The organism is Hymenobacter sp. 15J16-1T3B (assembly GCF_020711235.1).
In the GTDB taxonomy this organism is placed as follows: domain Bacteria; phylum Bacteroidota; class Bacteroidia; order Cytophagales; family Hymenobacteraceae; genus Solirubrum.
In genome coordinates, this window is the sequence record NZ_JAJFAV010000005.1 from 111606 (window position 1) to 130429 (window position 18824).

An 18824-nucleotide genomic window follows, 5' to 3' on the forward strand; every position below is an offset into this window, starting at 1 on the left:
GAGAAAGGGTGGGAAGATGATTCGGGGAATGGCCGCCGGGGCGGCGTCGCAAAGCTAACCAAAAGAAGCAGGCCCTTCGGAGCCGCCGCCGCTACCGGAAACCAAATTGGGAAAAGACAATTTTGCGGTATTATTGCCAGGCCAATACACGGGCGTCCGAGCATTGGCAACGTTCCCGATAACGTTTGCGGAAATAAAAAAAGCTGGTTCGTGCGGGAGTTCAAGTTCTTACCAGACCTTAAGCTCCCAAATACGCGTTGTTCGCTCGTTTTTTCCTATTCTTACATTCATTTCGACCTTTCCCCCGGCTGTAATATCACGGATTAAGTAGCTGGTCAGTTAGCCAGCCTTGCGCCCCGCCTCGCCGCTTGCAACCTTTCTCTCGCGGAAACCATCTCTTCCCCAACCTCGTACTCGACTTTCTTCTCACCCACTCACTCTTACTTATGTTACATTTTTTACCTCTCAAACGCCACGCCAAAGCCCTTCTGTCGCTGACGGCCCTGGCTGCCCTGCCCCTGGTTTCGGCCCAGGCCCAGCTGGTCAACACCTACACCATGGTAGCATCGACGGGCACGTTTACGCCACTGCCCGCCTCGGCTACCTCGCCCGCCTTGAGCGGCGGCGACCAGAACGACGGCTTTTACAACAACATTCCGCTGGGCTTCACCTTCAAGTTCGACGGCGTGAACTACACCACAGTGTCGGCCTCGACCAACGGCTGGCTGACCTTCGGCCAGAACATCACCGACTCGACCCCGGCCAACAACCTGACTTCCGGTACGCCGCGCCCCATTGCAGCCCCGCTGTGGGACGACATTAGCTTTGTGTACGCGGGCACCGGCACGCCCACCGGCAACCTCACCGGCAGCCTGCTCTATAGCACCACCGGCACCGCCCCGAACCGCACCTTCACCGTGGAGTGGCGCGACGCCCGTTGGGCCCCGGGTGCAGCAGGTCCAGTACAATCGTTCCAGATTCAAATGGACGAAACGAGCAACGAAATGCGCTTCGTGTACGTGCAGGGCACCGGCACGGTGTCGGGCACGCGCACGGCTTCGGTTGGTCTGGCCGGCCGCGCCGCCAACAATTTCCTCTCGCTGAACAGCCTCAGCAACACGGCGGCGGTCAGCACTTCCACCGAAACGGTGGACATCAGCGCCCGCGCTAGCAGCAACCGCGTGTTTACCTTCACGCCCGGCACTGCCACGGCCACCAAGAACGCCGCCAAGCTGGCCCCGCTGGCCATTTACCCGAACCCGGCTCGCGAGCTGGTGCAGGTGCAAGGTGCCGGCAAAGGCCAGAGCGTGGAACTGCTCGACCTGCAGGGCCGCGTGGTGCGCACGCTGCCCGCCGGCGCCACCAGCCTGAATGTGTCGGACGTGAAGTCTGGCATGTACCTGGTACGCAGCGGTGCCCAGCAGGCCCGCATCGTGGTGCAGTAGTCTAACTACCCTCTCCTAGAAAAAAGCCGGTGCAGCGTTCCGCTGCACCGGCTTTTTTGTTGCTACCCGACCGGCCCAAGCTCAGCTCTAACGGCCCCGCTTGCGGCGCAACAGGCTTCGGTGGCAATAGCAAGCAACGCCCATGCTGACGCAATAAAAAAGCCGCCGTCACTGCTGACGGCGGCTTTTAAGCTGAAATGGCCCGGTTTAGTCTACCTGCCCGATGGGGTAGTAGGACTTGCGGCCGTCGGGGTACACACCCTCCACCAACGCGCCCTGGCTTTGCTTGGCAGCTTCGAGGTAGCGCTTCACGTCCTGGGGCTTGGTCACCTTATTCTTATCAATGCGGGTGATGATGAAGCCGTCGGCAATGCCGGTTTCGCGGAAGTTGGAGCCGCGCACGCCGCTGATTTTGGCGCCGCCTTCCAAGTCCAGCTTGTTCATCTCCTGCCGGCTCAGCGGCGAGAACTTCGCGCCTTCGTACTCGATAGTGGCCGAGGTTTCTTCCCGCACAATGTCGGTGGTGCCCGAGGAGTTGCGCAGGGTCGCCGTGGTGTTGCGGCGGTCGTCGCCGCGCAGGTAGCTCACCTTGATCTTGTCGCCGGGGCGGTAGCGGGCTACCTGCTCCTGCAGCTGCGAGGAGGTGTTCACCTTCGCGCCGTTGATTTCGGTGATGATGTCGCCTTCTTTCAGGCCGGCGTCGGCGGCGGCGCTGTTCGAACTCAAGCCCACCACGTACACACCGTCGAGCGACTTGAGTTTTTTCTCCGACGCCAGCGTGGCGTCGACCTCGCGGATATTCACGCCGAGCAGGGCGCGCTGCACCACTTTGTACTTCAGCAGGTCATCCACCACCTTGCTCACAATGGAGCTGGGCACGGCGAAGGAGTAGCCCTCAAACGAGCCGGTGTGCGAGGCAATGGCCGAGTTGATGCCAATCAGGTCACCGTTCAGGTTGACCAGTGCACCGCCCGAGTTGCCGGGATTCACCACCGCGTCGGTCTGCAAGAACGACTCGATGCCCATGCGGTCCTCGCGGTTGAGGATGTTGATGTTGCGCCCTTTAGCCGAAATGATGCCGGCCGTTACGGTCGAGTTCAGGTTGAAGGGGTTGCCCACGGCCAGTACCCACTCCCCTACTTTCACGTTGTCGGACGAGCCGTAGCGTACGTAGGGCAGGTTGTCGGCCTCCACTTTCAGCAGGGCCAGGTCGGTGGTGGGGTCGGCGCCGATGAGCTTGGCGGAGTACTTCCGCTTGTCGTCGAGCACCACTTCAATCTTGTCGGCCTTGTCGATGACGTGGTTGTTGGTCACGATGTAGCCGTTGGCGGCGATAATCACGCCCGAACCCGAGCCGACCTGTGCGCCCTGCGGCTGCCGGCGCATGCCCCCGTCGAAGTCGTCGCCGAAGAACTGCCGCAGGAACGGGTCCATACGAATCTGGTCGTTCTGCGTCATTTTCGGGGCGTACTCCGTCATCACGTGCACCACGGCCGGTGTTACGGCCGAGGCGGCCGCCACGAAGTTCAGGCCTTCGGGCACGTTGTAAGTGGAGCTACGCAGCGCGCTGGTGTAGCGCACGTTGGGGTCGGCGGCTATGGCCTGCGGCGCATCGGTGCGTGCGGGTTCCAGCAGCTTGTACCCGCCCACGGCCACGCTCCCGCCCAGAACGGCGGAGCCAAGGAGGCCGAGCATCATTTGTTTGGCTTGCATGGGTAAGCTAAGAAGAGGAAAAGGGTGTGAGACCGGGGTTAAAGTACGAAACACTTCGTGAAGCTCCAATGAGCTGCCGGCGCTTTAACGGTAGATACCCGCCGGCTCGTACAGGGTTGCATCGATTTGCTATTGCTACAACACGCGTACCAACAAAAAAGGCACCAACGAACGGTGCCTTTTTTGCAGTCTGGTAGCCGCTTAGCGCACCTCGATGAGGCGCTTGGTGGTTTTATCCGTGTCGAAGGGCAGCGTCAGGCGCAGCACGCCGTCGGTCAATTCGGCTTGGATGGCGTTGGCATTGACGGTTTCGGGCAGGCGGAATTTGCGCGAGAACGTGCCGTAGCTCGACTCGGCGCGGCGGACTTTCACGGCGTTTTCGCCTTCGGTCACGGGGGCTTTCCGCTCGCCGCTCACCGTCAGGAAACCTTCCTGCACGTCGATGGTCAGGGCTTCCTTAGCTACGCCGGGGAGTGTCAGCTGCAGCTCAAAGCCGGCAGCAGTTTCAAACACGTCGGCGGCGGGCATGAAGCCAGTCCCGGTGGCGAAACCAGGTAGGGTATCGTTAAACAACTGGTTAAACACGGCGTCGAAGGGACGCACAACACGACGGGCGGGCAGGGTGTTGAACATGGTTGCCATAGTAGTATGCGGTTGGGTTGAGTTCGAAAGTGAATGACATCCGCCGTTGCGCGGACGACTGTCTACTTATCAATTTCGTACCAACTGATTTTACCAGACAAAATGTCTTAAACCAAGATTATTTATTACAACTTGCATTTACTCAATCTGACATTTTCTGCCTTACGAACTCCCATTGCCCAAAATTTGCGCAAACCACTTTACGACAAAAAGGCAGAACCTAGTGCTGCGTGGGCAGTTGTATACGTTTGAAAGGCTCCTTGTCTTCAAATAGCGTGAAACGCAGATCAACTCCTACGACAGGCGTGCGCACGTTGGTTCGGCCGCCAGACACGATGTTGCCGTCGGCGTCGAATTGGGGCAAATACACGGCGAAGTCGCTTTGCCGGGCCACGTAGGGCGTCAGGTCGACGTGGTCAGACAGGCGGAGGCCGATTTCGGCCCGCCAGATGCCTTGTTCCAAAGTCCGCTCGTCGGGCTGGTCATCGGGCGGCTGCAGGCGGATGTTAGCGGCGGCCTCGTAAGCCACGCGCGGCCGGAGCTTCACTCGCTCGTTCACGCTGTACACGCGCTCCAGGTCGAGGCGCAGACGGGCTTGGCCGAGGTTGCGCTGCGGTTCGGGACGGAATTCGTAATCCAAGCTCAGGCGCTGGCCGAAGGTAAAACCAAACACGTCGCCGCGGTGGCGCACCAGCAGCTCGGGCCGCGGCAGAAATTGCAGACCGCGGTTGTCGTAGTCGCGGCTATAGAACGCCGCGCGCAGGTTGGCGCCCCAGCTCCAGCGCTCCGACCAGAAATGCTCGTAGCCGGCCTGTACCCAGTTGTATTCAAACAGCTCCCCGTACTTACCGAAGCTGTGCTGGCCGTGCAAGCTGCCCCAGAAAAAGTCTCCGTTCTGGCGGGCCAGCTCCAATTGCAGCTCGGTGCGGCCGGTCCAGGGGTTACGCAGTGTGCGCTGGGCCTGGGCCGCTTCGGGCAGCAACAGCCCCAGCAGGCCGCCGGCCAGTAGTACGCGAGTCAACGTAGCTTTCATAAACAACGAATAAAAGGCGGCTAGTGCGCGGCCAGCTCGTGCAGGGCCAGCCAAGCCATCAGGCCCGGGCCCACGGTCAGGGCTTGGGCTTCTACGTCGAACGTGGGCGTGTGGACGGAGGAGGCGAAGCGGCCGTCGAGGGCGCGGGTGCCGAGGCGGTAGAAGCAGCTCGGGGCCTGCTGCGAGTAAAAGGCGAAGTCCTCGGAAGCCATCCACTGGTCGATGTCGACGACGTTGTCCTCGCCGAGGTAATCGACCATGGCGGCGCGCACGCGGGCGGTTACGGTCAGGTCGTTGTCGAGGCAGGGGTAGCCGCGGCGGATTTCCAGCTCGCAGGTGGCGCCCATGGCGGCGGCCAACCCTTCGCAGAGCTGGCGCAGGTGCACGTGGGCCTGCTCGCGCCAGGCTTCGTCCATGGTGCGGAACGTGCCTTCGATGTAGACCTCGTTCGGAATGACGTTGGTAGCGCCGTTGGCAATGACTTTGCCGAAGGACAGCACCGAGGGAATTTTGGGGTTGGCCCGGCGGCTCACCAGCTGCTGGGCGGCCACAATCAGGTTGGCTGCCACCAGCACCGTGTCGATGTTCTGCTCGGGCATGGCGCCGTGTCCGCCCTTGCCGCGCACCGTCAGGTACAGCTCGTCGGCCGAGGCCATGTAGCGGCCCGCGTGAATGCCCACTTTGCCGGCCGGCAGCTGCGGAAACACGTGCTGCCCGAGCACCGACTGCGGCGCGGGGTTTTCCAGCACGCCTTCCTTGATCATGATGGAGGCGCCGCCCGGCACCAGCTCCTCGCCCGGCTGAAACATGAGCTTGATGGTGCCCTCAAACTCGTCGCGCAGCTGGGTGAGGATGCGCGCGGCGCCGAGCAGGGACGAGGTGTGCACGTCGTGGCCGCAGGCGTGCATCACGCCGGGGTTCTGGGAGCGGTAGGGCACGTCGTTCTGCTCCTGAATGGGCAGCGCGTCCATGTCGGCGCGCAGGGCCACGGTGCGGCGGCCGGGGTTGCGGCCTTCGATGTGGGCCACAAGGCCGGTGGTGGCAATGGGCTGGGGCTCCAGGCCGAGCTTGCGCAGCTCGGCGGCCACGAAGGCGGCGGTTTCAAACTCCTTGAACGACAGCTCGGGGTGAGCGTGCAGGTGGTGGCGTTGCGCGACCACGTCGGCGGCCTGGGCGGCGGCTAGTTCCTGGATGCGGGAAAGCAAATGCTGCATAGCCCGCAAGGTACGGCGGAAACGGCGCGGCGCGTGCGGGTCGGCCGGCCGCCGCCCCTACTCAAACAGCACGCTCACGTGCGGCTTGCTGGCCAGCAGCATGGTGCGGCCCTGCAGGTTGGGGCTGAAGGCGGCGTCCAGCTGCTCCTCGGCCAACGTCACGCGGCTCACGAGCACGCAGTCGGCAAACTCCAGGTACTCGCCGCGCTTGTCGTTGTTGTAGCGGATGCGGCCGCGTACGGCGACGGTGAGGTCGAGCAGAATGGCCTCGGTGGCTGTCTGCACCAGCGTCACGTCGACCAGCCCCAAGTCGGGCCAGAGCGACACGAGCAGTACCAGCCCGTCGTGGCGCACGCGGTAATGCGTGCCGCCGTTGTCGTCCTCGGTCGGTATGGCTTCCAGGCCCTGCAACAAATCCAACTCCTCCCACTGCAGCTGGCGGATGAGCGGCATGGGCTAGAAGCGGGTTTTGTTGATGAGCACCTGCGCCGGCTGCAGCTCCGCCTTGGGCGCCAGCGGCCGGATGCGCAGCATGGCCCGCTCGGCGTCGAGGCGGGTGGGGTAGTCGCCGATGAAGAGGCGGTAAATGGGCTGCTTGAATACCACGTAGTCGGTTTCCTCGGGGTAGCGGCTGATGACGGCCCGGCGGATGGCCATGGCCTCGTCGCGCTCCAGGCCCACGTAGGCCTGAATGCGGTAGCCCGAGGTGTACTTGACGTTCTGGTTGGTGTAGGCTTGGTCGCGCAGGCGCTGGTCAATCAGGGCGTTGACGCTGGCCGTGGGCGTGACGAAGGTTTTGCCCGTGAGCGGCTTGGGCGCGGGCGGCGGGCTGAATTTCGGCCGGTACTTGCTCAAATCCTCGGCCGGCTGGGTGGCGCGGCCGGCCGTCGTGGCGGGCCTGGTGGTATCGGGGGCAGCGGTGGTGGCACTGGGCGCGGCCGGGCCCGAGGCGGCGCAGCCGGCCAGGGCAAGCGTAGCGAAGAGCACGGGCACGTTAGTAAGCAGTCGGTTCATGGGCGGTGGAGTCAGCGGCGGGCGTGAGCAGGGCGAGGCCAGCGGAGGCCCCGAGGCGGTCGGCACCGGCTTGCACCAGCGCCACGGCCTGCTCGTGGGTCCGGATTCCGCCGGAAGCTTTGATACGGATGTGCGCCGGCAGTTGGTCGCGCATGATCTGAATATCCTCGACCGAGGCGCCGCGGGTGCTGAAGCCGGTGGAGGTCTTCACGAAATCGGCTCCGGCGGCGGCGCACAGGTCGCAGGCCTGCCGAATTTCGGCTTCCGACAGCAGGGCCGTTTCGATGATGACTTTCAGGATGCCCCCGCGGAAGTGGCACAGTTCGGCCAGCTGGCCCAGCTCGTCTTCCACTTCCTCGTAGCGCCCCGACTTAAACGCGGCCACGTTCATCACCACGTCGATTTCGGTGGCGCCCTCGCTCAGGGCCTGGTGCGCTTCGAAAAACTTCACCTTGGTGAGCTGGTAGCCCAGCGGGAAGCCCACCACCGTGCACACGGCCACGCCGGAATCATACAGCTCGTTGGCGGCCACGCTCACGTAGCACGGCGGCACGCAGGCGCTGGCAAAGTGGGCTTGCCGCGCCTCGGCGCAGAGCTGCACAATTTGAGCGCGGGTGGCCTCGGGCTTGAGCAGCGTGTGGTCGATGCGGGCGGCCAGGTTGTCGGTGGAAAGCATGGGGCAAAGGTACAGAATCCGCGGCCCGACGCCGGGCCGCTAGCGCAGCTGCGAGGGCGGCACGCCGAACTTGCGGCGAAAACAGGTGGCGAAGTGCGCCGCGTTGGCAAAGCCCACCTGCTCGCCCACTTCCTGCACGGGCAGGGCGGTGGTTTCGAGCAGGCACTTGGCTTCGGTCAGGCGCTTTTCAGCCACGTAGCCGAACACGGTGGTGCCGCACACCTCCTTGAAGCCCTTCTTCAGCTTGAAGTCGTTGATGCCAAACGTGCGGGCCAGTTCCAGCAGGCTGGGCGGCGCGGCGTAGTGCTCGTCCAGGTAGGCCCGAATGGCGTGAAACAATTCGTGCTGGCTTCGGGGCCGGGTGGCGCTGGCCCCGGCCTGGAATATCTGCTGGTACTGGCGCTGCTGCTCGGCAAACAGGTCGAGAAAGCGGCCCTCGATGAACATGCGCCGCAACACGCCGCTGTAGGGGCACTGCCGCAGCTGCTCCACCAGCTGCCGAATCACCGGCAGCGCCGCCACCGGGTCGGGCAAACTCATAAACGACTGCTCTGCTCCCAAGCGCCGCTCGTACAGCGGCAGCCACTCGTCGTTGTGCTCGATCAGCTGCCGAAAGAACTCCGGTGCCAGGCCCAGGTGCACGGCGCGGAACTGCCCCTGCCGGTCGGGCCGCATGACGTGGCGGGTGGTCGTGCCCGGGTCGTGGATGGAGTTGTGGTAGCCGCCCCCGACTTCGTGGCCCGGCATGCGGTCGGCGCTGGACTGGCTGCTGCCCTGCAACTGGTACAGAAAGCCCACCCAGGGCTGCACTTCTTGCTCCTGAATTTCGAGCGGCCGTTGCAGCTCCCCGCTCATTTCCATCACCAGCAGCCCGCCCGGCAGCACCACCTCGCTCGACTCAATGCGGCCCACGTGCGCGGGCACGTCCCAGCGCATGCGGCCGACCAGCAGGTCGGCTTCCGCCTGAAACCGGCTGGTATCCCGCAGCCCCAGTTCTTCAATGCGCGCAACGTAAGTGGCAGCCATACGGACGAAAATAGCCCGGTTTCGGCAAAGCAAAAACCCCGACGGCCAAGCTATCCAGTCCAGAGCCTGCCGGTGCCCGGGCGTGGAAAGCAAAAGCGCCCCGGCGGAGTAGCCGGGGCGCTTTTATTCATGCGTCCAGTCAATGCTTAGTCGATGATGACGGCGCGGTTGCTGAGCACGTCTTCTTCCACGCTCTTAAACTTCACGTCTCGCACGATGCGGCCGTCCATGTACTGCACGCTCACTTTGTCGTTGCGGTTGGCAATTTTCTGCGAACGGGCCGGCTCCTGCTTTTCCACGATGGTTTCGGCGTTGTCGTCCTCGGCCGTGTAGCCCGACTCCAGCTGCGAGTGCACCTGCTCCTTTTCGGCCTTCACGCGGGGCTGCGGCATGCGCGGCACGGTGTCGGCTTCCTCGAAGAAAATTTCCGGCTCCTGGCCGGGGGCCTGCGTGGTGGCCGGAATGTCGGCGTGGAACAGGAAGGTCACGGTGTCCTCGTTGACCTTGCTGATCATGCGCTTGAACAGCTCGAACGACTCGAACTTGTAGACCAGCAGCGGGTCTTTCTGCTCGTACACGGCGTTCTGCACCACCTGCTTCAGGTCGTCCATGGCGCGCAGGTGCTGGGTCCAGGCTTCGTCGATGAGCGACAGCACGATGACCTTTTCCATGGCGCGGATCAGCTCCTGCCCGTTGGTTTGCTGGGCCTTGCGCAGGCTGGCCACAGCAGTTACTTGCTTGCGCTGATCGGAGAACGGCACGGCAATGTTTTCGAACGGGGCGTTCTGGGCCAGCAGGTCGTTGATGAGCGGCAGCGCCGACTCGCCGATGACCTCGTTCTTGGAGTGGTAGTAGCCCAGGGCTTCGTCGTAGAGCTTCTGCACCAGGGCCGGAGCCGGCTGGGCGGCAAACTCGTTGGCCGAAATGTGGGTGTCGTAGCCAAACACGCGGATGATGGCCAGCTGGAAGTCGTCGTAGTTGCCGCTGATTTTGTGGCCGGCCACGATGTCCTCCGACACCTCGTAGATCATGTTCCACACGTCCAGCTCCAGACGCTCACCAAAGAGGGCGTTGCGGCGGCGGCGGTACACCACCTCGCGCTGGGCGTTCATCACGTCGTCGTACTCCAGCAGGCGCTTGCGCATGCCGAAGTTGTTCTCTTCGACTTTCTTCTGAGCGCGCTCAATCGAGGAAGTAATCATCGAGTGCTGAATCACCTCGCCTTCCTCCAGGCCCATGCGGTCCATGAGGCGGGCAATGCGGTCGGAGCCGAACAGGCGCATCAGGTTGTCTTCGAGCGACACGAAGAACTGCGAGGTGCCCGGGTCACCTTGGCGGCCGGCACGGCCGCGCAGCTGCCGGTCGACGCGGCGCGATTCGTGACGCTCCGTGCCGATGATGGCCAGACCGCCCGCTTCCTTGGAGGTTTCCTTCAGCTTGATGTCGGTACCGCGGCCGGCCATGTTGGTGGCGATGGTCACGGTGCCGGGGTAGCCGGCATTCGACACGATTTCGGCCTCGCGCTGGTTTTGCTTGGCGTTCAGTACTTGGTGCGGAATCTTGCGCAGCTGCAGCAGTCGGCTGATGATTTCCGAGTTTTCCACCGTGGTGGTACCCACCAGCACCGGGCGGCCGGCCTTCACCAGCTCCTGGATTTCCTCGGCCACGGCGTTGTACTTCTCGCGCGTGGTTTTGTACACCTTGTCGTGCTGGTCTTTGCGGGCAATGCCGCGGTTGGTGGGGATGACCACCACGTCCAGCTTGTAGATCTGCCAGAACTCGCCCGCTTCCGTTTCGGCCGTACCGGTCATGCCGGCCAGCTTGTGGTACATGCGGAAGTAGTTCTGCAGGGTCACCGTGGCGTAGGTCTGCGTGGCGTCTTCGATGCGCACGTTTTCCTTGGCTTCGATGGCCTGGTGCAGGCCGTCGGAGTAGCGGCGGCCTTCCATCACGCGGCCGGTCTGCTCGTCCACAATCTTCACCTTGTGGTCCTCGCTCACGATGTACTGGTCGTTGAGTTCGAACAGGGTGTAGGCCTTCAGCAGCTGGTTGACGGTGTGGATGCGCTCCGACTTCTCCTGGAAGTCCTGCATCAGGTGTTCCTTCTGGTGCAGGCGCTCCTCGGCCGTCAGGGCCTTGTTGTTTTCGATGGCGGCCAGGTCGGTGCCGATATCGGGCATGATGAAGAAGTGCGGGTCTTCGCCCTGCCCGGTAATCAGGTCGATGCCCTTTTCCGTCAGTTCAATCTGGTTGTTCTTCTCGTCGATGGTGAAGAGCAGCGGCATGTCGGCCTGCGGCATCTGGCGCGAGTTGTCGGCCAGGTAGTGGTTTTCCACTTTCTGCAGGATGGCGCGGTTGCCGGTTTCCGAGAGGAACTTGATGAGCGGTTTGCTCTTGGGCAGGCCGCGGAAGGCGCGGAACAGCGCCAGGCCGCCCTCCCCTTCTTTGGGGCCGTCTTTGCCCTCTTTGATGAGGCGCTTGGCGTCGAGCAGGTACTGCTGCACGAGCTTCTTCTGCTCGTTTACCAGCCGCTCGATGCGGGGTTTCAGAATCAAGAATTCGTGCACGTCGCCGCGCGGCACCGGACCGCTGATGATGAGCGGGGTCCGGGCGTCGTCGATGAGCACCGAGTCCACTTCGTCGACCATGGCGTAGTGGTGCTTGCGTTGCACCAGCTCTTCCGGGTCGCGCGCCATGTTGTCGCGCAGGTAGTCGAAGCCGAATTCGTTGTTGGTGCCGTAGGTGATGTCGGCCAGGTACGCCTGGCGGCGGGCATCCGTGTTGGGCTGGTGCTTGTCGATGCAGTCACAACGCATGTTGTGAAACTCGTACAGCGGGCCCATCCATTCCGAGTCACGCTTGGCGAGGTAATCGTTCACCGTCACCACGTGCACGCCGCGGCGGGCCAGGGCGTTCAGGAAGGCGGGCAGCGTGGCCACCAGCGTCTTGCCTTCACCCGTGGCCATTTCCGAAATCTTGCCCTGGTGCAGCACCAGGCCGCCGATGAGCTGCACGTCGTAGTGCACCATCTCCCAGGTCATTTCCGAACCGCCGGCCATCCACTTGTTCGGCCAGATGGCTTTGTCGCCCTCCAGACGAATGTGCGGCCGGGTGCGCGCCAAGCTCCGGTCGTGCTCGGTGGCCGTAACCACCAGCTGGCCATTTTCCTTGTAGCGGCGGGCCGTTTCCTTCACGATGGCAAAGGAGCGCGGCGCAATTTCCATCAGCACTTCTTCCAGCTGCACGTTGCGCTGCTTTTCCAGCGCGTCGATCTGGTCGAAGATCTGTTCCTTTTCCTGAATGTCGAGGTTGGGCTGGTCGTTGATACGCGCGTGCAAGCCAGCAATCTGGGCATCCACGGCTTGCAGGCGCTCATCGATAATGGCGCGCAGCTCGTCGGACTGGCCGCGCAGCTCGTCATCCGAGATGCCTGCCAGTTTGGCGTATTCGGCGTTGATGGTCGCCACGTAAGGGATGATGCCTTTCAAGTCCCGCTCCGACTTGGTGCCGAAGACTTTCGTGACGGCCTTCCCGATAAAATCGAACATGCTGTAGAGGAAAATGTACTGAATGCGCTGGGGCGCACCTCAAAAATACGTTTTCTAAGGGAAAAGCCCCAGACGCATTATCAGATGTCCCAGAAATGAACAACCCCGCTTCCTCAAAAAGAGTGCGGGGTTGAGTTAGAAAGCCCTATTGACAGGTTTGGGCGGCGGCTGGCGCCGGGCTCGTGCCAAAGTTGCCGCCCGCTGCGGGGCGCCAGCCCGCGCATCCGCGCAGCTCCGGACGTTAACCCGGCGCGGGCTAGGCTTCGACGGCTTCGCCTTTTAGTGCGCAGTGGCTCACCGCGCCCAGGTGCACGTCGTGCATATAGCGGCCCAAGCCGTCTTCGACGCTGGGCAGCACAATGCCGCGGCTGCTGCTCAGGGCGCTGAAGGCCGGGCGCGGCGCGGGCCAGCCAAAGGCCGCGGCCGGCTGCGGCTGCACCAACGCGGTGTCGAGGCCGGCGGCTTCGGCGGCCAGCTGCGCCAGCCGGGCCCAGGTGTAGGCGCCGCGGTTGGCCACGTGCCAGATGCCGTGCTCCTCGTCGATGAGCAGGTCCAGCGCAGTGTTGACGAGGTCGGGCACGTAGGTGGGCGACACTTGCAGGTCGGCGGCGGCTTCGAACGTGCGGCCGCCGCGCAGGGCCTGCAGCGCAAAGTGCACGAAGTTGTACTCGTCCCAGGGGCCAAAAAAGGCGCTGGTCCGCACTACCAAGGCACCAGGCATGGCGGTGAGCACGTCGCGCTCGGCGAGGCTTTTGCTGCGGCCATACACGTTGAGCGGGCCCTTGGTGTCGTCCTCGGTGTAGGGCACCGACTGCTGCCCGTCGAACACTAAATCGGACGAAAAGGTGAGCAGTTGCACGCCGCGGTGGGCGCAGGCTTGGGCCAGCACCTTGGGGCCGGTGGTATTCGCGCGGTAGCACTGCGCGGGGTCTCGCTCGGCTTCATCGACGCGCACGTAGCCGGCGGCGTTGACCACGGCCCAGGGCTGGTGGGCGGCCAAAGCCAGTTCAACGGCTACGGGGTCGGCAATATCCAGCTCGTGCCGGCTTAGGGCCACGTAGTGCAGGTTGCGCACCTCGCACACACGGCGGAAGGCCCGGCCAAGGGTGCCTTGGGCACCAGTGATGAGCAGCGGCCGAGCAACGGGCGTAAGTTGAGGTGCCATCATGGCTGGGTCGGTTGGGTGTGGCGGTAGGCAAATCGGTCGGGGCGCTGCCACCAGCCGGCACCGTGCAGCACGGGATGGTCGTAGGCCCGGCCCTGCGCTAGGTGCTGGGCCATGCGAAACAAAGCCGTGCGGCGGGGCTGCCCGCCGCGGACGTCGAACACTCCGGTTTCGTAATGGCCGTCGTCGCGGGTCAGCAGCGTGTTCCAGTTGTAAGCGCCGAAGAGGGCCCAGACGGTAACGGCCCGCACGTCGGCGCCGGCGCGGCGGGCGGCCTGGGCTTGCTGCCAGGCCTGCTGCAACCAGCGCATCTGCTCCTCGCGGGTGCAAGCCAGCTGCACTTCGGTAACGGCCAGCGGGAGGCGGTACCGCTCCCAGGCTTCCAGCAGCAGATTTTCGAGGCCGGCCAGCTCCAGCGGCGCCACGCGCACGGCTTCCACGTCGGCGTAGTGCTCCTGGTGGTTGCGCCCGACGCTGTGCGCGGGGTAGTGTTCCAGCCGCTCGTCAAGAAACCGTTCACTGGTCACGTAGTAGTTGATGCCGAGCACATCGGGCGGCAGCGGTGCACTCACCAGCTCGGCCAATTCCTCCGCGCGGGCGCCGTGCTCGAGGAGGTATGGGTAGAGCGCGTGCTCGGGCGTGACGCGGCCGCAGAGCAAATCGAAGCTGAGCCAGCGGCGGTGGTTTTCGAACTCGGCCTGGTAAGCCAAGTGCGGCGTGCTGTGAATCTTGCCCAGGTCTTCGGTTTGCACCAGCTGGGCCCGCGGATTCACTTCCCGGATGGCCAGCATGGCCGCTTTGGTGGCCTGCACCTGGTGCAGCAGCATGCGCACAAACGCGTCGTCGTCGTGGCGGTGCGGGTACCAGAGGCCGTAGAGGCCGCTGAAGCGGGCGGTGGTCAGCGGCTCGTTAACGGGCGTGTACTGCATCACCCACGGGTAACGCTCGGCCACCATGCGGGCGTAGCGCGCCAGGCCCGTCACGAAGCTGGGTTGGTCCATGGCTGTGTAGCGCGGGCCGCTGCCGTGGTGCACCAGCCCCGCAATGGGGGCAATGCCCAGCTCGCGCAGGCGGTTCATTCGCTCGTCGGTCCACGACCAGTCGGGCGCGTCCAGGCTGTCGGGCGCCACGTTTTCCCAGAGCACGGGGTAGCGCAGCCGGCGCAGGCCCAGCTCGGCAATTTCCTCAAGGTCGGTCAGCCGCTCGCGGTGCCCGCTCAGGCGCGTCTGATCCGAAAAGTCATTCTGCACGCGCCGAATGCTGCATTCGACGCCGCCCCACAATTCCAACTTTGCCATGCGCAGTAAATAACCGCGGGGTGTAGCAAGCACGGCAAACTGCTACACCCCGCGGGATTGGTACGAAACTTATGCTTTCTTCTTGTCCGGGTCGCGGGGAAGCAGTTTTTCCATCAGCGTGGCCGAACCGGTAATGGCCGGCTTCTTGGGCTGGGCTTCCTCCGACTTCTCGGTGAGCTTCTTGTACAAAGTCAGGGCCTGGGCTACCACCTGGTCCATGTTGTAGTACTTGTAGGTGGCCAGGCGGCCTACGAAGTGCACGTTGGGCGTTTCGTCGGCCAGCTTCTTGTACTTGTTGTAGAGCTCCGCGTTTTCGGGCTTCGGAATCGGGTAGTACGGGTCGCCCTCGGCGCGCGGGAACTCATACACCAGGCTGGTCTTGGGGTGTTGTTGCCCGGTAAGGGCCTTGAACTCCGTGATGCGGGTGTAGAGGTGCTCGTTGGGGTAGTTCACCACCGGGGCTTCCAGGTGCTGCTCCTTGTTGAGCGTCTCGTGCTTGAACTCCAACGAGCGGTAAGGCAGCTTGCCGAATTTGAAGTCGAAGTACTCGTCCACGGGGCCGGTGAAAATCATTTCCTTGAAGGGAATGACGTTCACGATTTCGTGGTAGTCCACGTTGAGCATGATCTTGATGTTCGGGTGGTCGAGCATCTTCTCGAACATCTTGGTGTAGCCGTGCAGGGGCATGGCTTGGTACGTGTCGGTGAAGTAGCGCCGGTCGCGGTTGGTGCGGGTGGGCACGCGCGAGGTCACCGACTTATCCAGCTCCGAGGGGTCGAGGCCCCACTGCTTGCGGGTGTAGTTGCGGAAGAACTTCTCGTACAGCTCGCGGCCGACTTTGCTCACCACCACGTCCTCCGAGGTCTTGATTACCGGCACTTCCTCGGCCTGCGACTCGAAGAACGCGTCGACCTCGAAGGAAGTCATGTTGGTGCCGTAGAGCTTGTTGATGGTGTCCAGGTTGATCGGAATCGGCACGTGCTGCCCGTCCACCGAGGCCAGCACCCAGTGCTCGTAGGGGCGCCAATCGGTGAAGTTGGAGAGGTACTCGAACACATCCTTCGAGTTGGTGTGGAAGATGTGCGGGCCGTACTTGTGCACGAGGATGCCGTCCTCGTTGTAGTGGTCGTAAGCGTTGCCACCGATGTGGTTGCGCTTGTCGATAATCAGCACTTTTTTGTTTGAGCGCGTGGCGAGGCGTTCAGCGAGGACGCTGCCAGCGAAGCCGGCTCCGACGATGAGGTAATCAAACATAGCTCCGGGGGCAGTTAGGTGATTGGTTGGGATGAGGGGGATTGGTGTGGTAAGCGGCGGAAACAGGCTAAGCGCGGGTCTTTTTCAATTCGCTCTGCATCAGGTCGACCATGCCTTGCCAGGTCTGGTCCCAGGAGATGGTAGCGAGGTACTCGTCAACGCGCTTGAGCCAAGCGGGGTCGGTGCCGTCCTGCAGGGCCTTCTCGATGGCCTGCTCGAACTCGGGGGCTTGGGCGGCGATGTGCACGAGGCCCAGTTCGCCGTAGGGGCGCACCACGTCGCGGATGGGCGTGCTGACCACGGGGCGGCCGGCGGATAGGTACTCGGGCGTCTTGGTGGGCGAAATGAACTTGGTGCTTTCGTTGTCGGCGAAGAGCAGGGTGGCCACGTCCCAGCCGCGCAGGTAGTCGGGCAGTTCCTTGTAGTCCTTGCCGCCGAGGTAGTGGATGTTCTTCGCCTGGGGCAGCGTGGCCGGGTCGATTTTCACCACCGGCCCGATGATGACGAACTGCCAGTCGGGGCGGGCGGTGGCCAGCTGGCCCAGCAGCTCAATGTCGAGGCGCTCATCGACCACGCCGAAGAAGCCCACGCGCGGATGCGCAATGCCGGCTTGGTCGGCGGGTTCGGCAGCCGCCCGGCGGGCCTGGCCAAAGTGTGCCTTGTCGATGCTGCTCGGGAAGGCGTGGGCGCTGGGATGCTGCTTGGTTTTAGCTTCGTAGAGGCTCTGGCCGCCGGTGAAAACGAGCTGGGCTTTCCGGAACAGCTCCTGCTCGCGGCTGCGCAGCTCGGGGTGCGCGCCTTTGAAATTGGCCAGTTCGTCCATGCAGTCGTAGATGGTCAGCGCGGGCTGGAATTGCCGCGACTTGGCCAGGAACATGGGCGAATAGTACCAGGCCACGAAGTCCTGGATATTTTCCTTCCGGAAGTACTCGGTCAGGATGTCCGCCTGGGTTTTGTCGGCGGCCTCCTCGCTCAACCCCTCGGGCAGGTGCACCACCACGATTTTCAGTTTGCCCTCTTCGCGGTCCTTGATTTCCAGCCACGGCGCCATCGTTTTGTCGCCGTAATGCGTGCAGGGCTCTTCCACGTAAAACACGCGGGTGTGCTTGGCAAAGCGGGAGAGCAAATGCTGCGGGCGTTGCCACACAAAGTCCCAGTGCAGGTGCGCGAAGCACACCAAGTCGGGCAGGGTCGAAGAGTTGGTGGCCTCAGCGGCGGCCTCGGTCGTGGCGTCTGAGGGAGAGTTGGCGTTTGCCGGCGCGTAGGAGGGGACGTCGAGTAGGGACATGCGTTAAAGCGTCAAAAAAATTTGGCGGTAGGTGCGGCAATAAGAAATTGGTCGGCTCGGTCACACGGCCCTTCTCAACCAAGCGCGGCAAATAAGCATACGCAGCCCCCCCGAAAAAGGATACCTGCCGACCAGCTCGACCCGGAAAAGGCCGGGTATGGGCCAAAAAAAACGGGCCTAGTGGCCCGTTGCAACGCACTGCATTTCCACGGCGTCTTCCCACCCCTCGTCGGTGCTGAGCCACTGGTGGCGCACGCCCACGCGCCGAAACCCGGCCCCGCGAAACAGCCGCAAGCTGGCCCGGTTGCTGGCCGCGACGGTGCAATACACCTGGTGCAGGTGCAGGGTGCGGCGAGCGTACTGCAGCGTCAGGCGCAGGGCTTCGGCGGCGTAGCCGGCGCGGCGGCGGTTTTGCAGCACCATGATGCCCACGGCCGCGCGCCGGTGGTGGGGCTCGAAGTTGAAGAGGTCCACCGTGCCCACGGCCGCGTCGTCGGCGCGGGCGCAGATAACCAGGCGCAGCTGCCGCACTTCGTAGAAATCAGCGGCGGCCGCGACGAGGTAGCGCTCCAGCGAGTAGTGCGAAATCGGCGTGAGCGTGTCGGAAGCCAGGCCCCACACGCTCGGGTCGTTTTCGATTTCGTAAAGAAACGCGAGGTCGTCGGCCTCGAGGGCGCGCAGGTAAACGGAGTGGCCGCGCAGCATACTACAGCGAAATATCGCCTTCGAATACGTACGCCGCCGGGCCGTTCAAATACACCTCGGTAAAAGAGCCGTCGGGGTGCTGCCGGAAGCTTACCGACAGGTCGCCGCCGATGGTGCGCAGGGGCACCGGGCTGGCGGCGCCGCGGCGGGCGGCGGCCAGGGCCACGGCTGTTACGCCGGTGCCGCAGGAGTGCGTTTCGTCCTCCACACCGCGCTCGTAAGTACGCACCTGCCAGGGCTGCCCGCTGGCTTGCGGCGCTTCCACGAAGTTGACGTTGGTGCCACCGCGGGCGCCAAAAAACTCGCCGTAGCGGATGGCGCGGCCCTCGGCGTAGACGTTGTGCTCGGCCAGGGAGCTGGCGGGCAGAAAGCGGACGATGTGCGGGCTGCCGGTGTTGAGAAAAATCCCGTCAGGCATTTCCTGCTGACCGGCCACGTCCATCATGCGCAGGCGCACGGTGCCGTCGGCATCCACCGTGGCTTCGTGCGGGCCGTCGGCGGCGAGGAAGCGGGCTTGGTTCTGAATCACGCCGAGCTGCCGGGCAAAGGCCACGGTGCAGCGGCCGCCGTTGCCGCACATCGAGCCCAGGTAGCCGTCGGCGTTGTAGTACACCATTTCGAAGTCGTAGCCGGGCAGGGTGCGCAGCAGGATGAGGCCGTCGGCGCCGATGCCGCGGCGCCGCTCGCAGAGGCGGCGCACCAGGGCGTAGTCGTCGGCCGGAAAGGTGCGGGCGCGGTCGTCAATCATGACGAAGTCGTTGCCGGTGCCCTGGTATTTGTAGAAACGCATGGAAAAGCGGAAG

16 protein-coding genes are annotated in these 18824 nt (G+C 63.6%); 1 reads left to right on the forward strand and 15 read right to left on the reverse strand.

What is annotated here, in order from left to right; genetic code table 11:
- Positions 1–446 precede the first annotated feature (446 nt).
- Positions 447–1445 (forward strand): T9SS type A sorting domain-containing protein, encoded by a 999-nt coding sequence (locus LJ737_RS10535; protein ID WP_227765450.1) that lies wholly within the window; start codon positions 447–449, stop codon positions 1443–1445.
- A 207-nt stretch (positions 1446–1652) separates the two neighbouring features.
- Here the strand turns inward: LJ737_RS10535 and LJ737_RS10540 are convergent, their stop codons facing one another.
- The 15 genes from LJ737_RS10540 to dapF all read right to left on the reverse strand — a co-directional run bounded on the left by LJ737_RS10540 (position 1653) and on the right by dapF (position 18811).
- Complete coding sequence (locus LJ737_RS10540) at positions 1653–3158, reverse strand: Do family serine endopeptidase (protein ID WP_227765451.1); 1506 nt, start codon at positions 3156–3158, stop codon at positions 1653–1655.
- A 201-nt stretch (positions 3159–3359) separates the two neighbouring features.
- Positions 3360–3800: an Hsp20/alpha crystallin family protein gene (locus LJ737_RS10545; protein ID WP_227765453.1), complete on the reverse strand. Its 441-nt coding sequence runs from the start codon at positions 3798–3800 to the stop codon at positions 3360–3362.
- A 220-nt stretch (positions 3801–4020) separates the two neighbouring features.
- Positions 4021–4833, reverse strand: a complete 813-nt coding sequence (locus LJ737_RS10550; RefSeq protein ID WP_227765455.1) for a hypothetical protein — start codon at positions 4831–4833, stop codon at positions 4021–4023.
- Positions 4834–4853: 20 nt separating this feature from the next.
- Positions 4854–6047 carry a M20 metallopeptidase family protein gene (locus LJ737_RS10555; RefSeq protein ID WP_227765457.1) on the reverse strand — a complete coding sequence of 398 codons (1194 nt, stop codon included), beginning with the start codon at positions 6045–6047 and terminating at the stop codon, positions 4854–4856.
- A gap of 57 nt (positions 6048–6104) precedes the next feature.
- Positions 6105–6500, reverse strand: coding sequence for a hypothetical protein (locus tag LJ737_RS10560; protein ID WP_227765459.1), 396 nt, complete (start codon positions 6498–6500; stop codon positions 6105–6107).
- A gap of 3 nt (positions 6501–6503) precedes the next feature.
- Entirely contained in the window at positions 6504–7061 is a 558-nt protein-coding gene (locus tag LJ737_RS10565) for a sporulation protein (RefSeq protein WP_227765461.1), read from the reverse strand.
- On the reverse strand, positions 7042–7737 hold the full coding sequence (deoC, locus tag LJ737_RS10570) for a deoxyribose-phosphate aldolase (RefSeq protein ID WP_227765463.1): 696 nt from the start codon (positions 7735–7737) through the stop codon (positions 7042–7044). Before deoC ends, LJ737_RS10565 begins: the two co-directional genes overlap by 20 nt.
- Positions 7738–7776: 39 nt before the next feature.
- A complete protein-coding gene (locus LJ737_RS10575; protein ID WP_227765465.1) occupies positions 7777–8763 on the reverse strand; it encodes a helix-turn-helix transcriptional regulator in 987 nt (328 codons plus the stop codon).
- A gap of 146 nt (positions 8764–8909) precedes the next feature.
- Positions 8910–12311 carry a preprotein translocase subunit SecA gene (gene secA, locus LJ737_RS10580; RefSeq protein WP_227765467.1) on the reverse strand — a complete coding sequence of 1134 codons (3402 nt, stop codon included), beginning with the start codon at positions 12309–12311 and terminating at the stop codon, positions 8910–8912.
- A gap of 256 nt (positions 12312–12567) precedes the next feature.
- Positions 12568–13479 carry an SDR family oxidoreductase gene (locus tag LJ737_RS10585; RefSeq protein WP_227765469.1) on the reverse strand — a complete coding sequence of 304 codons (912 nt, stop codon included), beginning with the start codon at positions 13477–13479 and terminating at the stop codon, positions 12568–12570.
- Positions 13476–14774, reverse strand: a complete 1299-nt coding sequence (locus LJ737_RS10590) for a family 1 glycosylhydrolase (protein ID WP_227765471.1) — start codon at positions 14772–14774, stop codon at positions 13476–13478. The genes LJ737_RS10585 and LJ737_RS10590 overlap by 4 nt, the downstream gene beginning before the upstream one ends.
- A 69-nt stretch (positions 14775–14843) precedes the next feature.
- On the reverse strand, positions 14844–16028 hold the full coding sequence (glf, locus tag LJ737_RS10595) for a UDP-galactopyranose mutase (RefSeq protein WP_227765476.1): 1185 nt from the start codon (positions 16026–16028) through the stop codon (positions 14844–14846).
- Between the two features lie 67 nt (positions 16029–16095).
- Complete coding sequence (locus LJ737_RS10600) at positions 16096–17316, reverse strand: glycosyltransferase family 1 protein (protein ID WP_227765478.1); 1221 nt, start codon at positions 17314–17316, stop codon at positions 16096–16098.
- Positions 17317–17493: 177 nt separating this feature from the next.
- Positions 17494–18021, reverse strand: a complete 528-nt coding sequence (locus LJ737_RS10605; protein ID WP_227765481.1) for a GNAT family N-acetyltransferase — start codon at positions 18019–18021, stop codon at positions 17494–17496.
- Between the two features lies 1 nt (position 18022).
- Positions 18023–18811, reverse strand: coding sequence for a diaminopimelate epimerase (gene dapF, locus LJ737_RS10610; protein WP_227765484.1), 789 nt, complete (start codon positions 18809–18811; stop codon positions 18023–18025).
- Positions 18812–18824: the final 13 nt, after the last annotated feature.

Excerpts from the sequence above, each read along its gene's own strand:
- LJ737_RS10535 (WP_227765450.1), top strand. The coding sequence starts at position 447 with ATGTTACATTTTTTACCTCTCAAACGCCACGCCAAAGCCCTTCTGTCG.
- LJ737_RS10540 (WP_227765451.1), bottom strand. The coding sequence starts at position 3,158 with ATGCAAGCCAAACAAATGATGCTCGGCCTCCTTGGCTCCGCCGTTCTG.
- LJ737_RS10545 (WP_227765453.1), bottom strand. The coding sequence starts at position 3,800 with ATGGCAACCATGTTCAACACCCTGCCCGCCCGTCGTGTTGTGCGTCCC.
- LJ737_RS10550 (WP_227765455.1), bottom strand. The coding sequence starts at position 4,833 with ATGAAAGCTACGTTGACTCGCGTACTACTGGCCGGCGGCCTGCTGGGG.
- LJ737_RS10555 (WP_227765457.1), bottom strand. The coding sequence starts at position 6,047 with ATGCAGCATTTGCTTTCCCGCATCCAGGAACTAGCCGCCGCCCAGGCC.
- LJ737_RS10560 (WP_227765459.1), bottom strand. The coding sequence starts at position 6,500 with ATGCCGCTCATCCGCCAGCTGCAGTGGGAGGAGTTGGATTTGTTGCAG.
- LJ737_RS10565 (WP_227765461.1), bottom strand. The coding sequence starts at position 7,061 with ATGAACCGACTGCTTACTAACGTGCCCGTGCTCTTCGCTACGCTTGCC.
- deoC (WP_227765463.1), bottom strand. The coding sequence starts at position 7,737 with ATGCTTTCCACCGACAACCTGGCCGCCCGCATCGACCACACGCTGCTC.
- LJ737_RS10575 (WP_227765465.1), bottom strand. The coding sequence starts at position 8,763 with ATGGCTGCCACTTACGTTGCGCGCATTGAAGAACTGGGGCTGCGGGAT.
- secA (WP_227765467.1), bottom strand. The coding sequence starts at position 12,311 with ATGTTCGATTTTATCGGGAAGGCCGTCACGAAAGTCTTCGGCACCAAG.
- LJ737_RS10585 (WP_227765469.1), bottom strand. The coding sequence starts at position 13,479 with ATGATGGCACCTCAACTTACGCCCGTTGCTCGGCCGCTGCTCATCACT.
- LJ737_RS10590 (WP_227765471.1), bottom strand. The coding sequence starts at position 14,774 with ATGGCAAAGTTGGAATTGTGGGGCGGCGTCGAATGCAGCATTCGGCGC.
- glf (WP_227765476.1), bottom strand. The coding sequence starts at position 16,028 with ATGTTTGATTACCTCATCGTCGGAGCCGGCTTCGCTGGCAGCGTCCTC.
- LJ737_RS10600 (WP_227765478.1), bottom strand. The coding sequence starts at position 17,316 with ATGTCCCTACTCGACGTCCCCTCCTACGCGCCGGCAAACGCCAACTCT.
- LJ737_RS10605 (WP_227765481.1), bottom strand. The coding sequence starts at position 18,021 with ATGCTGCGCGGCCACTCCGTTTACCTGCGCGCCCTCGAGGCCGACGAC.
- dapF (WP_227765484.1), bottom strand. The coding sequence starts at position 18,811 with ATGCGTTTCTACAAATACCAGGGCACCGGCAACGACTTCGTCATGATT.